We start from the raw sequence: 16,262 nt of genomic DNA on the forward strand, positions 1-16,262 counted from the left end.
TACACTAACCATATTATAAAATGAGCAATAATAGAAGAGACTTTCTTAAGCTGTCTGGTTTGGCAGGCATGGGGTTGGTAGGAGCAGGCATGAGTGGCTTCACTCAAGCCGAAATGGATAATGTATTACAACAAAGCAAAAGAAAAGCTAACCAGCGCTTTAATATGTCTGGTTATGCAGCTCCAAAACTAGATGTAGTTCGAGTAGGGTTCATCGGTTTGGGGATGCGTGGTCCAGGTCACGTAGAGCGTATGAGCAAAATACAAGGTGTAGAAATAAAAGGTATTTGTGATCTTGTTCCTGAAAAGGTAGACAAGATGAAGGCAAAATTAAAAGGTACAGCTCACAATCCTGATACTTATTCTGGATCTGCATACGCATGGAAAGAAATGGTAGACAGAGATGATATTGATTTGATCTTCATCCTTACTCCATGGGATTGGCACGTACCAATGGCCGTATATGCAATGGAATCAGATAAGCACGTTGCTATCGAGGTTCCAGCTGCGACTACTTTGGAAGGATGCTGGGAATTGGTGGAGACTTCTGAGCGCACTAAGAAGCACTGCATGATGATGGAGAACTGCTGCTATGACTTCTTCGAAATGATGACTTTGAATATGGCCAGAGATGGTTTCTTCGGAGATATCGTTCATGGGGAAGGCGCTTACTTGCATGATTTGCTAGGTTTGAACTTCAGCAAAACTGGCTATGAAGATATGTGGAGATTAAAGGAAAACTTCCGAAATGGTAACCTTTATGCTACTCATGGATTGGGGCCAATCTGTCAGATCATGGATATCAACAGAGGTGACCAAATGGATTATTTGACTTCTTTGTCAAGTAATGACTTCATGATGAAAAAGCATGCTCAGGAACTAGCTGAAGAGGATAATTTCTTTGCTTCTTTTGCTGAAGAGGATTATAGAGGTAATATGAATACCACTATGGTGAAAACCAAGAAAGGTCGTTCTATTATGATCCAACATGACGTGACTTCTCCAAGACCTTATTCAAGAATCCATTTGGTTAGTGGTACCAAGGGAATTGCAAGGAAATGGCCTAAGGAAGGTGTAGCTACTGGACACAGATGGTTCACTGAAGAGCAAATGAATGATCTTAAGGAAAAGTACACTCCAGAAATCACCAAAAAAGTAGGTGAGATGGCCAAGAAAATCGGTGGTCACGGAGGCATGGACTTCATGATGACTTGGAGATTGGTAGATTGCCTTAGAAATGGACTTCCATTGGATCAAGATGTTTATGATGCAGCCCTTTGGAGTGCTATTTCTCCATTGTCTGAATGGTCTGTAGCGAATAGAGCTACCTCTATTGATGTCCCAGACTTTACCGGCGGAGCATGGAAAGATAATACACCAGTAGACATCACTCTTAAAGGTGGTGGAACTACTAAAGTGGTAGTATAATCAAAATATAAAATTTTCTTTTTGATAGAGTCCTGGCTGTGTAAGCTGGGACTTTTTTGATAATTGGGCTAGGGTTTGGGTAAGTTTTTTGTCAATATAAATCCAAATATTATTTCGAAATTTCATGAAACTATTTTTTCATTTCTTTAAGTGTGGTTAACTTTGCGCATGGCAGAACAGATATTAATCCTAGATTTTGGTTCCCAGTATACGCAGCTTATAGCCAGAAGAGTAAGAGAACTCGATGTTTACTGTGAAATTCATCCATTCAATAACATCCCAGAAATTACTTCAGACATAAAAGGAGTGATTTTGTCCGGCAGCCCTTGTTCGGTTAGGGATGAAGGGGCTCCAGATTTGGACCTCGATCAATTCCGTGGAAAACTTCCTTTATTGGGAGTGTGTTATGGCTCCCAGTTATTGGCTCAGAAATATGGAGGCTCAGTAGCTCCGTCTGAGATCAGGGAATATGGTCGTGCAAATCTTAGTTATATAGATAAGCATGTGGACTTATTCCATGAAGTATCCTATGATTCCCAAGTATGGATGTCTCATGGTGATACCATTAAGGAATTACCGGAAGGGTTTGATGTCATTTCGAGCACACCGTCTGTTAAGGTGGCTGCTTTTAAAGTACAGAATGAAGAGACATATGGTATTCAATTTCACCCTGAAGTAACCCATTCTTTGGAAGGTAAAAACCTATTGAGGAATTTTGTGGTTCAAATTTGCGGATGCAGTCAGGATTGGACTTCAGACATTTTTATTGACGCTACCATTGAGGGCTTGAAAGAGAAGTTGGGGAATGATAAAGTAGTGATGGGACTGTCTGGTGGCGTAGATTCTTCAGTAGCTGCCATCTTGATTCATAAAGCCATCGGTGACCACCTTACCTGTGTTTTTGTTGATAATGGTTTGCTCAGGAAAAATGAATATGAAGAAGTTCTTGAGTCCTATAAGGACTTGGGATTGAATGTGATTGGCGTAGATGCCAAGCAACGTTTTTATGATGCTTTGAAAGGGAAGACAGATCCTGAAGATAAGCGTAAAGCCATTGGGAATACCTTTATCGAAGTGTTTGATGATGAAGCACACAAAATTGACGGTGTGAAATGGTTAGGGCAAGGTACGATCTATCCAGATGTAATAGAGTCTGTGTCTGTAAATGGTCCATCAGCTACTATCAAATCTCACCACAACGTAGGAGGTTTGCCAGACTTTATGAAATTAAAGGTGGTAGAGCCCTTGAATACCTTGTTTAAGGATGGAGTAAGGGCTGTTGGAAGGGCGTTAGAAATCCCTGAAGCAATTATCGGGAGACACCCTTTTCCAGGGCCTGGTTTGGCAATTAGGATTTTAGGTGATATAACGGAAGAGAAAGTGGCAACGCTTCAAGAAGTGGATCATATTTTTATCCAAGGTTTGAAAGACCATGGTTTGTATGACGAGGTATGGCAAGCTGGTGCTATATTGCTACCTGTACAGTCTGTAGGGGTGATGGGAGATGAAAGAACCTATGAAAAGGTGGTTGCTTTAAGGGCAGTATCTTCTGTGGATGGAATGACTGCGGATTGGGTGCATTTGCCTTATGAATTTCTTGGTTTGATTTCCAATGAAATTATAAATAAAGTAAAAGGGGTGAACAGGGTTGTTTATGACATCAGTTCTAAGCCACCTGCCACCATTGAGTGGGAATAAAATTAAAAAGCCTGGTGTAAATCAGGCTTTTTTTATCTGGTTTTGTATCAAAATCAATTAAATTCGTAAACCTTCAAAAACAGGTATAAAATTTGATTCAAGCCGTTCAGGAACAGGGCTTATTATGAGCAGCCAATTGATTTCTGCTCAAACCTTTTAAGGGAGTTTTCCTTTGGTTCCGGCAAATCATTCTAAGTTTATCTTACCCATGAAAAAACATTATTTAATATTACTTTTAGGGCTTTTTTTGCAATTACCGGCAATGGCCCAACAAAAAGGAGAGGGATATAGTAGTGCCGTACGCTTAATCGATCTTGGAAACCAAGAAGAAGCAATGGAGCAGCTCAGACCATATTTGAATTATAAAGAATATGGGAATTTGTCCTTATATGCCCGCTACCATTTTGCTAGGTCTGCTTATAAAAATAATCAATACCAATTGGCTCAGGCCACTTTGGGTGATTTGCTGGGTAATTATAACTGGGAGCGTGAAGATGATGGGTTATATTTATTGGCATTGGTTTATTTTGCCCAAAATGAGGCTTATGCTGGATTAAGTGAAATCAATAAAATTGATGGCGAGCAGCTTAAAGAGGAGGGGTTTAAGGCTAGCTATGATTATTTAAGTAATAATGCTACCACTAGTTTTTTAGCGGCTCATTGGACGGCGTTTAAGCAAAATAAAGGCTATGTATTGGCACTTAAAGAAAAGTTGCTTAGCCAATCAGTGTTGACCGGGATTGAAAAAAAGATTCTCGCTGAAATGGAGAATATTGATATGGGTGGTGGAGAAGGTAATGCTGCCAAAATTGAGAATCAAACCTTAGACATTGCGATTATATTACCATTCAATTACCAAGGAGGAACTGGAGTAAGGAACCTTGAGGGAAACAATTTTATTTTTGAATTATATCAAGGTATCAATTTGGCAATAGAAAATGCTCGCTCACAAGGTGTGGATATAATGGTCAAAACTTTTGATACGGAAAGAAAAAATGAGGTTGTAAGGAAAATATTGACTGATCCATTTTTTTTAAAGGCTGATGTTATAATAGGTCCATTATATCCGGAAGAAACTGAGATTGTTGCTGGTTTTTCTCAGGTAAATAAAATTCCATTTATCAATCCTCTTTCAAATATTACTGATGGCTTTGACGGAATGGACTATGCCTATCTTTTTAGACCTTCCACGAAAGTGATAGTAGAAAAAATATTGAACTATGGAAAAACACATATAAGTGGAAACCGTATAGCTTTAGCTTATTCTGGTTCGACGAGAGATGAGATATTGGCGAGGGAATTTGCTGCAGAGGCTTCAAGAAGGGGATATAGAGTGGTGTTCAACCAAAAGGTCAACTCCAGTAATATAAGGGATTTTATGGAAGATGTTGGGATTAGGCCTGGAGAGACCCCTAGAGTGGATGAGATTGTTATTTTCTCAGATGATCCTTATATAGCCTCACCAACACTTTCGTTATTGGAATCCCAGAATACAGCGATTCCTATTATTGTTATGGATAGTTGGTTGTATTTTAATTTTGCCAATTTTGATATGTTGGAAGGTAATGAGCTGTACTTCGTAGGAAACAACACTATTGATTTATCCAAAAAGTCAGTTGAGGATTATAGGTTCCATTTTTTTGAGCGTTACCATGTCTACCCAGGCTCCAATGCATATGTGGGTTATGATTTGATGAATTGGGTAGCTAATACTATTAACGAGCAGAGGGGCTTTGATTTTAGGGGAAATTTGAACCGAAATGGTATGGTTAAAGGAAGTTTAAGTTTTGGCTTGAATTTTAGAAACAGCCAGTCTAACCTATACGTTCCTGTATTGAAATTGAATGAAGGAAAACTGGAAGAAATTAAATAATAGATTTGATGAATATCAATAATAGTAAGACGCTTTTTGCTAACGCGCAGAATTTTATTCCTGGAGGGGTAAACTCTCCTGTAAGAGCATTTAAAGCAGTAGGTGGTGACCCATTGTTTATAAAAAAAGCTGATGGCCCGTACCTTTTTGATGAAGATGGTAATCGATTTATTGAGTTGATCAATAGCTGGGGGCCAATGATTATAGGTCATAATCATCCATTGATCAAAGAGGCAATCATTAAGGCCATGGAGGATGGAACTTCTTTTGGGGCACCTACTTCCAAGGAAATTGAGATTGCTGAACTGATCACCAAGATGGTTCCGTCTGTGGATAAGGTCAGAATGGTTAATTCCGGAACTGAGGCCACGATGTCCGCAGTTAGGCTTGCAAGGGGATACACAGGCAGAGATAAGTTTATTAAGTTTGAAGGTAATTACCATGGACATGGTGATTCATTTTTGATTGCTGCCGGTTCTGGAGCGATTACAATGGGAGAACCAAATTCCCCCGGCGTCACCAAGGGTACTGCAAAAGATACTTTATTAGCACCTTATAATGACCTTGAAGCAGTTAAAGAATTGGTTGCGGCCAATAAAAATGAAGTGGCTGCAATTATTTTGGAACCTGTTCCCGGTAATATGGGGCTTGTATTGCCTAAAGAAGGTTTCTTGGAGGGCTTGAGAAAAGTCTGTGATGAAGAGGGGATTGTATTGATTTTTGATGAAGTTATGACCGGTTTCCGTCTTGCACAAGGTGGTGCTCAAGAAGTGTTCGGCGTTACTCCTGACTTAACTACCATGGGTAAGATTATCGGTGGAGGTATGCCAGTGGGAGCTTATGGCGGCAAGAAGGAAATCATGGAGTTTGTTTCTCCTACCGGGCCAGTTTATCAAGCAGGAACGCTATCTGGAAATCCTATCGCAATGGCAGCTGGAATGGCCATGTTGCAGTATTTGCATGATACACCATCTATTTATGATGATTTGCAGGCAACGGGAGATGCCATAGTTGCCGGTGTAAAGGGAAGTTTGGACAAGCTTGGATTAGATTATTCGGTTACCCATTTGGGTAGTATGTATAGTCTGTTTTTTACAAACAAAGAGATTACGGATTTTGAATCAGCCAAGGAGTCTGATACACCACTGTTTGGGAAATATTTTCAAGCAATGTTGAAAAGAGGAGTTTATTTAGCTCCTTCGCAGTTTGAAAGTTTATTTCTCTCGACTTCTTTGAAACATGAACATATTGAACATATTATTCAGGCCAATGAGGAATCACTCAAAGAGATACATTCGTAAGGAATTTAGGCCAGTTCAATTGAACTGGCTTTTTTTATACTAATAATAAGGAAAGATAGAGTTCAGCCAAAATAGCAATGAACAGGGTGATGAAATAGAATAGCCCTAATAACCAGAATTTCAACAAGGTTCTGAACCAACCTTGTTTTTGAGTTTTAAGTAGGGATATATATGTATAGGTACTTACTGCAATAAAGCAAAACCAAAAGGTTCCTTCGCCTATTCCAGAAGTGAATTTTATCAATAATAGACCAAGACCGTAAATTAGGTAGGCAAAACTGTGCAAATGGAGGCCTTGAACTAAATGTTCTACATAGAAATTAGGGCTCCTTATGTATAAAAGCTTCATGTATAATGCAAAAAAGGGAAGCAGCACAAACATCATTAAGGGAAGGTTTTTAGCTGATTCGATAAAGAAGAGGTTGGAGTTGGCAATGAAATTTCGAATAATTGTATTGTCCAGGTCAGTCATGAAATTGTATTTGTTATGAAGCATATCCATGAAAGCACTGTCTGAGATGTCTTCATCTTGCGCTGCTACTTTTAATTCTTGCCAAGCTGACTTGCTAGGTAGTGGAGAAGATGCTAATGAATCAGGTAGATTAAGTTCCTTCGTTAGGCTGTCAGTATCTACATCTCCAAAGGTTTTATTCAACTTCTGAATTTCTTTTTGCTTTATAGAGTCTGTGATATTGATTGCTGTTGATGTTGTAGAATCAGGAGGAGAGGAATTGAGGTTAATGGCCTTGTCCATCAGGTTTTTTGGGACTAGGCTGCTGATAATGAAAAAATAGAAAAGAGATAGTATGAGGTACATTCTGATGGGATGAATGTATTTTGTTCTTTTTCCCTCGTTGAATTCAATACTCAGTCTTCCTGGTTGGCTGATAAAAATGGGAATTGTTCTGAAAAGTTTGGTTTCGAAGCTGATATAATTGGAGAAAAAGTCCTTGATAAAAAGTCCGATAGAAACATTTTTGTCCATGTTCTCCTGACCACAATGAGGGCAGTAATTGTCCTCATTGCTTAACTTTTGATTACAATTTAGGCAATGGGTTAATTTTCTGTTCTTTTTCATTCAATACAAATAAGTGCTTTGCTCAGATATTTTGATAATGATTATTCTTCAACTTATATATTGGATATTTTAATCAAATAATTGCCCGGAAATAGCTGGTCTATTACTTTTGATTAAATAATTAGCATCAAAATAGAAAATATATGCAAGAAAAGATAAAAGTATATGGTATCAAGAATTGTGATACAATGAAGAAAACTTTTAAGTTGCTCGAAGAAAATGGGATGGAGTATGACTTTTATGATTATAAAAAGGAGCAACCAACAGCTGAACTTTTAGAATCCTTTCTTTCCAAGATTCCATTGGAAGTTTTGTTGAATAAACGAGGAACTACTTATAGAAAGTTGGGTGATGAAGAAAAGGTCCAAGCAGAATCAGCCTCAAGTGCTATCCCTTTATTGTCAAAAAATAGTAGCATGATAAAAAGACCGGTAATGGTTTTTCCTGATGGTGATATCCAAGCTGGTTTTAAAAAAGATGAAATATTAAGTAAAAAATAAAACCTGGCTAGCCAGGTTTTATTTTTGTGTCAAAGTATAGTTCAAATTCGAATCAATTTTATTTTTGTCTTTGTCCAAGAGGGTAAAGTGAATACCATCTTTTTCCTGAAGAAAAGTTTTGAATTGTTGGTCATTCTCATCAATTAAGCTTATCAGCATTGCTCCAGGATCACCTTTCATGCCGTAGCTTACTTCATAAGTACCACTGGTTTCAAAACTTCTGTCGCCATCTGTAGTGCCTAAATAAGTTTCCTTTAGCCTAAATTCCCTTGAAACCTCATCAGGATTATTTTCTAATTGAAGCACCATTTTGATGCCCACGCAGTCTGCACAGGGGATGGTTCCTTCATAGGTGTACCAAGTCGAGGTTTTTTTCTCCAGAATTTTATCGGCAGTAGAAGAACTTTCTGTTTCCAAGGTGGCTTGGTTAGCTGTTTCATTGGCTGGCTGATCACAGGCAATGGTCAAGCTAAATAGCGAAATTATACTTAGCAGATGGGAACCTTTCATCTAGTTGTTATTTGAAATTGACTAAATATTCTGGTAAGTTAGTCAAAATATCCTTTGCCATTTCTTCTAAACCATAAGAATGTTTCCAACCCCAGTCTCTTTGGGCTGCACTGTCATCAATGCTGTCAGGCCATGTGTCAGCTATATTTTGTCTAAAGTCAGGATTGTAGCTTATATCAAATTTTGGTCCTTGGCTGATGATACATTCATAAAGCTCTTTTGGATTAAAGCTGATTCCTCCGAGGTTGTAACTAGACCTGATTTTGATGTTTTCGGCAGGAGCATGCATTAAATCAAGGGTAGCCTTGATTGCGTCTGGCATATACATCATAGGAAGATAAGTGTCTTCTTTTAGGAAGCATTCAAAATCCTCGCCTTCTATGGCCTTGTGGAAGATGTCAACAGCATAGTCTGTCGTACCACCGCCTGGTAATGATTTGTAGCCAATCAGCCCCGGGTACCTAATACTTCTTACATCCACATTGTATTTTTGGAAGTAGTATTCGCACCATCTTTCTCCAGCTTGTTTTGAAATGCCATAGACTGTATTGGGGTCCATGACACAGTGTTGAGGAGTATTCTGAAGAGGAGTGTTTGGTCCAAAGACAGCAATAGATGATGGCCAATAAATTTTGTTCAACTTCTGCTCTTTGGCTAATTCTAGAATTGATAACAAGCTTTCCATATTAAGTTGCCAAGCAAAAAGAGGGTTCTTTTCACTGGTGGCAGAGAGGATGGCGGCAAGATGATAGATCTGTGTGATTTTCTCACTTTTGACAATTTTAGCAAGGCCATCTCTGTCCATTACATTTAGTGGAGCAAAGTTGCAATAATCAAATTTGAGTGCTGCTGATTCATTGATGTCTGTGGCAAAGATATTCTCTCCACCATAGATATCTGCTAGTGCTTGGGTAAGTTCTGATCCCAACTGTCCGGCTGCTCCGGTAATTAATATTCTTTCCATAATATTCCTGAGCGTAGCTAAATCATTTTAGCTCAATCTCTTTTAACGTTTAGGGTTTATATTTGTGTAAAATTAATAAATTCAATTTTACCATTTATGAATAATTTCAATTACATTTAGACGAAAGATTTCTCAAAGTAATAAATAGAATTTAAATCCAAATAAAAAATGTACGAAAGTTTGAAGGAGAAATTAGAAAAGGAACTGAAAGAAATTAAAGATTCAGGGCTCTATAAGACCGAAAGAATCATTACTTCCCCTCAGGGAGCTGAGATTTCCACTGAAGATGGAAAGCAGGTTTTGAATTTTTGTGCCAATAATTATCTGGGACTCTCCAGTCATCCAAAGGTGATTCAAGCTGCCAAGGATGCAATCGATAGTCATGGGTATGGTATGTCTTCTGTTCGTTTTATTTGTGGTACACAAGATATCCACAAGGAACTGGAGAAGAAGATCAGTGAGTTTTTGGGTACTGAAGATACCATTCTCTATGCTGCGGCATTTGATGCAAATGGCGGAGTGTTTGAACCCTTATTGGGACCTGAGGATGCCATTATTTCTGATGCCTTGAATCATGCTTCTATTATAGATGGTGTTAGGCTTTGTAAGGCCATGCGCTTTAGGTATAAGCATAATGATATGGCTGATTTGGAAGAGCAGCTTAAAGCAGCCAATGAAAAAGGAGCCAAGCAAAAGGTAATAGTGACTGACGGGGCTTTCTCTATGGATGGTACTATTGCCCAAATGGATAAAATTGTTGAATTGGCCGAGCAGTATGGTGCCATAGTGATGTCTGATGAATGTCACTCAACAGGTTTTATCGGTAAGACAGGTAGAGGTGTACATGAATTGAAGGGAGTGATGGGTAAGATGGATATCATTACTGGTACACTGGGCAAGGCTCTTGGAGGAGCTTCAGGTGGATTTACCTCAGGAAGAAAAGAAATCATAGATATTTTAAGACAGAGATCAAGACCTTATTTGTTTTCGAATACACTAGCACCATCGATTACAGGTGCTTCTATCGCTGTATTCGATTTGCTTAGCAGCACGACAGAATTAAGGGATAAATTGGAGGAGAATACGCAGTATTTTAGAGAGAAAATGACTGAGGCTGGTTTTGATATTAAGCCAGGTGTTCATCCAATTGTGCCTATCATGCTATATGATGCCGTATTGTCACAAAAGATGGCGGAAAAACTATTGGAAAGAGGCGTTTATGTAATAGGTTTCTACTATCCTGTAGTTCCAAAAGGTCAGGCTAGGATCAGGGTTCAGATTTCAGCAGCTCATGAGAGAGCGCATCTAGATAAGGCTATTGAAGCGTTTATCGCTGTTGGCAGAGAACTGGATGTGATTAAATAAGAAAAAATAAAGGCAGCCTAAATAAACTGGGCTGTCTTTTTTATGCTTCAGCGGTACGCTGCTTTAATTTTTTGCTTTCAAAAGGGCTGATGTATTCGAATTTATCATCAATATCGGTTCCTGTTAGGTAAGCATTGATCATTTCCCGTACTTCCTGAAAAGAAAGATTGTGAAGTATATTTCCATTTTTGGCCATTGAAACCTGGCCAGTTTCTTCGGATACGATCAAGACCAATGTGTCGGTAGCTTCTGACATGCCGATAGCTGCTCGGTGCCTTAACCCAAAATGGGCCGGAAGTTCTTTTTCTGTCACAGGCAAAATACAACGGGCAGCTTTTACCTTTCCATTATAAATGATTGCAGCTCCATCATGTAAAGGGCTGTATTTATTGAAAATGGATATCAATAATCGCTTGGATACTACGGCATCAATAAGGTCACCGCTATCTGCATAGAATTTTAATTCTGAATTTTTTGATATGACTATTAATGCTCCGGTGCTTGTGCCTGCCAAAGACTTGGAGGCTTCAATGATCGGGGTGATATTGAAGGCCATGGTTTCCTTTTTTCTCCAGAACAATAATTCTTGCAGGACATTTTCATTGGACAGAATGGAGGTTTTACCGATGATTAGGAGGAATTTTCTTATTTCGGGTGCAAAGAGGATAATTGCCGCTATAACACCCACTCCCATAAATTGTCCCAAGATAATGGAAAGCAGTTCCATTTTAGCTGCATTGACCACTAAGTATACCAAATAAAGCGACAGGAAACCTAAAAATATTTTAATTGCAACACTTCCCCGCATCAACTTATAGACTTGATAGATCAGAACACTGACCAAGGTGATGTCTATAATGTTGACGATTGATACGTCTAAAAAACCTATTTTAAATAGTAAATTCAAGGGTAAATGTTTTTATATAATCTTATCGTTTCTTTAGCTTCTTTTACATCGTGTACTCTTAGGATCTTAGCGCCGTTAATCAGAGCAGCCATATTAAGGGCTGTGGTTCCGTTTAAGGCTTCTTCAGGAGTAATATCTAAAGTTTTATAAATCATAGATTTTCTAGAGACTCCTGCTAATATAGGGCTTTTAATAGACTTAAAATAAGATAAGTTTTTAAGAATCCTATAATTTTGCTCGATAGTTTTGGCAAAGCCAAAGCCTGGATCAATGATGATGTCATGTATACCGGCTTCCTGGCATTGGCTTATCTTTTCAATGAAAAAAAGTAGAACTTCCTTCTCAATATTATTATACTCCGTTTTGGCCTGCATGGTTTCAGGATTTCCCCGCATATGCATGCAGATATAAGGAATTTTTAATTTTCCCACTGTTGGGATCATTTTTGGGTCCAGTTCTCCGCCAGAAATATCATTGATAATATCTGCACCTACTTCGGTAGCAGCTTTTGCCACCTCGTGTCTAAATGTATCAATGGATAATAATGTATCAGGGAACCGCTGCTTAATAGCATTTACGTAAGGGACGACTCTTTGGATTTCTTCTTCAGTGTGGATGTTTACCGCACCCGGTCTACTACTATATCCTCCGATATCAAGTATTTCAGCTCCTTCTTGAATCATCTTTTCTGCTCTTTCCAGGGCTTGGGATTCATTTTGAGAGATCCTACTTTTTGCATAGAAGGAGTCTGGAGTAATATTTAGGATTCCCATTACACAAGGATCTTCCAAGAATAGGAGCTTTCCTTTGATTTGAAGTGTTATTTTTGAGGGAAATAATTTATCTTCGATTTCTAAAGAAGACTTTGGAGTATCTTTCATTAAATCAATATTGCTTTGAAAACGCAAACAGTAGGCGAATATAATCAAGTTATCACCCTTTGTAAAGAACTTTTTAAGAAGAAAACCATTGATTATGGGACAGCTTGGAGGATCCTTCGCCTTCCTTCCATAACGGATCAGATATTTATTAAGGCCCAACGAATTCGTTCCATTCAGGAAAAAGGTACGCAGATGGTTAATGACCCCATTCAGGATGAATTTATTGGGATCATCAATTATTGCATCATTGCACTTATCCAGCTGGATTTAAAGGATGATGAAAGACTTGAGTTAAGTTATGAAGAGTTGCAGCCTCTATACGATAAGTGGATTGATGCTACTCGCTCTCTTTTGGAAAATAAGAACCATGATTACGGAGAAGCATGGAGAGACATGCGTATTTCTTCCATAACTGATATCATTTTGATGAAATTATATAGGGTTAAGCAAATTGAAGATAACCTAGGTAAGACATTGGCTTCCGAAGGGGTGGATGCTAATTATCAGGATATGATCAATTATGCTGTTTTTTGTATGATAAAGTTAAAGGAAGCACAAAATGCTTAAAAAGTTGATTCTAAACTTGTTCCGTTTTTTAGTCGGAGGATTATTTATCTTTTCTGGACTTATAAAGGTAAATGACCCTGTAGGGACCTCAATTAAGCTGAAGGAGTATTTCGAGGTTTTTTCTCATGATATAGCTGCTTTCTTTAAGGTTTTTATGCCTTATGCACTGCCAATTGCTGTTTTCTTGATAGTATTGGAAGTGGTTTTGGGAGTGATGCTGATTTTTAATTTTAAGAAAAACCTGACAATAAACTTGTTATTGCTGCTTATTGTATTCTTTACATTCCTTACGTTTTATTCCGCATATTTTAATAAAGTCACAGATTGTGGTTGTTTTGGGGATGCAATCAAATTAACTCCTTGGGAATCCTTTTATAAGGATATTGTCCTATTGGTGTTGATTGGGGTGTTGTTCTTTTTTAAGAAGGATCTTTCAGAAAGTAATGGAATGGGGGCAAGAGTAGCTGTCTTAATCAGCTTCTTAGGAGCTCTATTGATATCTATTTATGCGATCAGAAATCTGCCTATTATTGACTTTAGGGCATATAAGGAGGGCGTGAATATTCCTGAAGCGATGCAGCCCTCAGGGGTACTGGAATACCGATATATAATGAGCAAAGATGGTGAGGAAGTGATATTGGATGAATATCCTTCGGATGAAAGTTATGAGTTTGTGGATATGCAGCTTAAGAACCCTGAGTTTTTGCCTAAGATTTCTGATTTTGCTGTTTGGAATGATGATGGGGATTTTACTGATTTGATACTAGAGGGGAACAAAATATTGGTTTTATTCAATAGCCTTGAGAAAATCGACAGAAACAGGTTGGACAAGATTAGCCCTTTGGTTCAAGAGTTAAAGGAAGATATCGAGGTGGTAATCATTACTGCAAGCTCGGCAGAAGAGATGGAGCTTCTTATGAATGAAAAATCTTGGGATGTCCCTTATTATTATGGGGATGCTACGGTCGTAAAAACCATGATCCGTTCAAATCCTGGCATAATGCTGATCCAAGATGGAACCATAATAAGGAAATATCATATTAAAAACACTCCTCAACCAGAGGAAGTCAAAAGTTTATTCACCCAATGATGGAGCATTCTAAAATTGTTTTAATAGGTATGCCAGGCTCTGGTAAGTCTACTCTAGGTAAGCTACTGGCTAAACTATTAAATTTTGATTTTTATGATCTTGATGAAGAAATTGTCAAGGCAGAAGGCATGGAAATTCCTAAAATATTTCTAACCAAGGGAGAAGGTTATTTTCGAAAATTGGAGACGAAGGTATTGAATATGCTATTGGAAATGGAGTCTTCATTTTTGCTATCAACGGGTGGAGGAGCTCCATGTTATAATGAAAATATGGAGGTGATCAACCAAAGGGGAATTTCAGTTTATTTAGAAGTGAGTGTAAATGAACTTTTGAAGCGTTTGACTAAAAATGAAGCAGACAAACGTCCGATGTTTCAGGGATTGGATACGGCTGAAATTTCACAAAAGCTTCAGGATTTACTGACTGAGAGAGAAGAGTTTTATCAAAAAGCAAAAATAAAACTCAGCGGAGATGATATTACCACTGAGTTTCTAATTTCGGAGTTAATGACTTATTTTAGAAATTAAAGCCTAAAGTAAGCATTCCTTTATTGCTTTTATTATCAATAGACAGAATATCCGCTCCAGGATATGGTAAATAATAGGTGTTAAACTGGCTGTGGACAAAAGCAAAGTCAATATACATTTTAGCTAGTTTTACCCCAATCCCTCCAGTATATTGGGTTTTGGTCCTGTCAAACTCCGTGTCATTGTAAGGATCGCCATAAAATGCTGTGCCTGCTCTTAATCTCAGCATGTTAAATCTGTATTCACCTCCAATTCTGTAATTCAAAACATTTCCAGCGGAATCGTCAATTTCATTATTGGCACCGTCTAATCTATAATCAGGAGATGAAAGATGCATGGAGCCATAATTCAGATAATCAATATCAGCTGTAATAAAACCATTCTTATTGATAAAGAAGGCTGCTCCAGCACTCAATTTGGAAGGAGTTCTTAGGTTAATGGCCGAGTAATAGATGTCACTTTGTGCAAACTGTTCGTCTTCTTGGAATCCATCTAAATCATAAAAGATGGCGTTGATATCAGCGTCAAAGTCTTCATCATACCTATACCAAGTCGGAGAGCTATAGGAGAGTCCAAAATTGATTTGATCAATAGGTTTGTATATTAAGCCAGCATTTAAATTAATCCCTGTACCATTATGGTATAGATTTTCTCTCATGGAGTAGTATAAAGAAGTATTATCATTATTGTCGATAAATTCTTCATTATAGGTCTTGAATGAAGAGAAATTGAATGAAGTTACTCCAATGGAGCCACCAATGAAAAGCTTGTTTTTGTAATTGGTGCCGTAAGCGAAGGTTATTTGGCTTAAACTGCCCTCATTTTCAATGATTTCATCCTGGAAAGGGTAGATTGGGTCTACAAAATCATCGGGCTCATAAGTGTAGTCGGATCGGTAAAAGCTATTGCCACTTTGACCAATAATACCAACATCCAGCGGTAAGCCTAAAGGGTCTCCTACTGGTGGAGCACCGAATTGGTTGTAATCATCCACGTAATAATCTAAAAGTGAATTTAAACCTTGGATATTGGAGAAATAGCCATAGGTATTATTGAAATTACTGATCCTGTTGATACTGATACCAAAGGAATGTCCTCTCCAGCTATCACGGTTTAATGGATCTTTTGTAGTGCTAAGTACGATGCTTACATTGGGAAGGGCAAAATTCCCCGTATTATCAGATTGTTTTTGGTCTATGAAATTGGAATTGGATTGCCAATTCTCATAAGAAGGGGTGAAGCTAAATTCGGATTTTCTAAAGAAACCTAAACCGGCTGGGTTGCCGGAAATATTAGAAACATCACCACCAAGGGCAAACTGGCTGCCACCAATCCCCATAATTCTTGCTGATCCTGTCGCATTATAGTAACTATATCGCAAGGCATCATCAAAGGTTTGGGCTTTTGATAGAGTGATGGACAAAACGCCTAATAGGGCAGTGCCTAAAATTCTTTTAATACTAAATCTCATAAATTTTTCAAATACAAATCCCATTGGCTAATTAAAAAGCCATTAAGTTTTTATTGTCTGAATACTTGAATATTTAACGAAAGGGATAGGAAAAGTGGTAAAA

General features: G+C 38.1%; 15 protein-coding genes. 9 read left to right on the forward strand and 6 right to left on the reverse strand.

All coding sequences use genetic code 11. The features are described 5' to 3' along the window. The first annotated feature begins 20 nt into the window (after positions 1-20). From H7U17_RS03145 to hemL, 4 genes are all read left to right on the forward strand, one after another. Positions 21-1,427, forward strand: coding sequence for a Gfo/Idh/MocA family protein (locus tag H7U17_RS03145; protein ID WP_186754714.1), 1,407 nt, complete (start codon positions 21-23; stop codon positions 1,425-1,427). Between the two features lie 168 nt (positions 1,428-1,595). Further along, on the forward strand, positions 1,596-3,125 hold the full coding sequence (gene guaA / locus H7U17_RS03150) for a glutamine-hydrolyzing GMP synthase (RefSeq protein WP_186754715.1): 1,530 nt from the start codon (positions 1,596-1,598) through the stop codon (positions 3,123-3,125). A 208-nt stretch (positions 3,126-3,333) separates the two neighbouring features. Then, positions 3,334-4,998, forward strand: coding sequence for an ABC transporter substrate-binding protein (locus H7U17_RS03155; protein ID WP_186754717.1), 1,665 nt, complete (start codon positions 3,334-3,336; stop codon positions 4,996-4,998). Between the two features lie 8 nt (positions 4,999-5,006). Continuing rightward, positions 5,007-6,299, forward strand: a complete 1,293-nt coding sequence (gene hemL, locus H7U17_RS03160) for a glutamate-1-semialdehyde 2,1-aminomutase (protein WP_186754719.1) — start codon at positions 5,007-5,009, stop codon at positions 6,297-6,299. A gap of 34 nt (positions 6,300-6,333) precedes the next feature. On the opposite strand, the gene H7U17_RS03165 is transcribed toward hemL, so the two are convergent. Continuing rightward, entirely contained in the window at positions 6,334-7,377 is a 1,044-nt protein-coding gene (locus H7U17_RS03165) for a DUF3667 domain-containing protein (protein WP_186754721.1), read from the reverse strand. 143 nt (positions 7,378-7,520) lie between these two features. On the opposite strand from H7U17_RS03165, the gene H7U17_RS03170 reads away from it, so the two are divergent. Continuing rightward, positions 7,521-7,877: a Spx/MgsR family RNA polymerase-binding regulatory protein gene (locus H7U17_RS03170; protein WP_186754728.1), complete on the forward strand. Its 357-nt coding sequence runs from the start codon at positions 7,521-7,523 to the stop codon at positions 7,875-7,877. Between the two features lie 18 nt (positions 7,878-7,895). Here H7U17_RS03170 and H7U17_RS03175 read toward each other — a convergent pair whose 3' ends face one another. Further along, positions 7,896-8,387, reverse strand: coding sequence for a copper resistance protein NlpE N-terminal domain-containing protein (locus tag H7U17_RS03175; protein WP_186754730.1), 492 nt, complete (start codon positions 8,385-8,387; stop codon positions 7,896-7,898). 7 nt (positions 8,388-8,394) lie between these two features. Beyond that, a complete protein-coding gene (locus H7U17_RS03180) occupies positions 8,395-9,351 on the reverse strand; it encodes an NAD-dependent epimerase/dehydratase family protein (RefSeq protein WP_186754732.1) in 957 nt (318 codons plus the stop codon). Between the two features lie 168 nt (positions 9,352-9,519). Here H7U17_RS03180 and kbl point away from each other — a divergent pair, with 168 nt between their 5' ends. After that, positions 9,520-10,716 carry a glycine C-acetyltransferase gene (gene kbl, locus H7U17_RS03185; protein ID WP_186754734.1) on the forward strand — a complete coding sequence of 399 codons (1,197 nt, stop codon included), beginning with the start codon at positions 9,520-9,522 and terminating at the stop codon, positions 10,714-10,716. Between the two features lie 40 nt (positions 10,717-10,756). On the opposite strand, the gene cdaA is transcribed toward kbl, so the two are convergent. Both cdaA and folP read right to left on the reverse strand, forming a co-directional pair. After that, positions 10,757-11,623 (reverse strand): diadenylate cyclase CdaA, encoded by an 867-nt coding sequence (gene cdaA, locus H7U17_RS03190; RefSeq protein WP_186754736.1) that lies wholly within the window; start codon positions 11,621-11,623, stop codon positions 10,757-10,759. After that, complete coding sequence (gene folP, locus H7U17_RS03195; RefSeq protein ID WP_186754738.1) at positions 11,620-12,504, reverse strand: dihydropteroate synthase; 885 nt, start codon at positions 12,502-12,504, stop codon at positions 11,620-11,622. Before folP ends, cdaA begins: the two co-directional genes overlap by 4 nt. 15 nt (positions 12,505-12,519) lie before the next feature. Here folP and H7U17_RS03200 point away from each other — a divergent pair, with 15 nt between their 5' ends. Genes H7U17_RS03200 through H7U17_RS03210 form a run of 3 tightly spaced genes read left to right on the forward strand, consistent with a single transcriptional unit; the run spans position 12,520 to position 14,688 of the window. Continuing rightward, positions 12,520-13,071, forward strand: coding sequence for a DUF1599 domain-containing protein (locus tag H7U17_RS03200; protein WP_186754740.1), 552 nt, complete (start codon positions 12,520-12,522; stop codon positions 13,069-13,071). Further along, entirely contained in the window at positions 13,064-14,161 is a 1,098-nt protein-coding gene (locus H7U17_RS03205) for a BT_3928 family protein (RefSeq protein ID WP_186754742.1), read from the forward strand. The genes H7U17_RS03200 and H7U17_RS03205 overlap by 8 nt, the downstream gene beginning before the upstream one ends. After that, positions 14,158-14,688 (forward strand): shikimate kinase, encoded by a 531-nt coding sequence (locus tag H7U17_RS03210; protein ID WP_186754744.1) that lies wholly within the window; start codon positions 14,158-14,160, stop codon positions 14,686-14,688. Before H7U17_RS03205 ends, H7U17_RS03210 begins: the two co-directional genes overlap by 4 nt. Here the strand turns inward: H7U17_RS03210 and H7U17_RS03215 are convergent. Beyond that, on the reverse strand, positions 14,678-16,159 hold the full coding sequence (locus tag H7U17_RS03215; RefSeq protein ID WP_186754746.1) for an OmpP1/FadL family transporter: 1,482 nt from the start codon (positions 16,157-16,159) through the stop codon (positions 14,678-14,680). The genes H7U17_RS03210 and H7U17_RS03215 overlap by 11 nt on opposite strands. Positions 16,160-16,262 lie beyond the last annotated feature (103 nt).

Source organism: Echinicola salinicaeni (assembly GCF_014280965.1).
GTDB classification, from domain to species: domain Bacteria; phylum Bacteroidota; class Bacteroidia; order Cytophagales; family Cyclobacteriaceae; genus Echinicola; species Echinicola salinicaeni.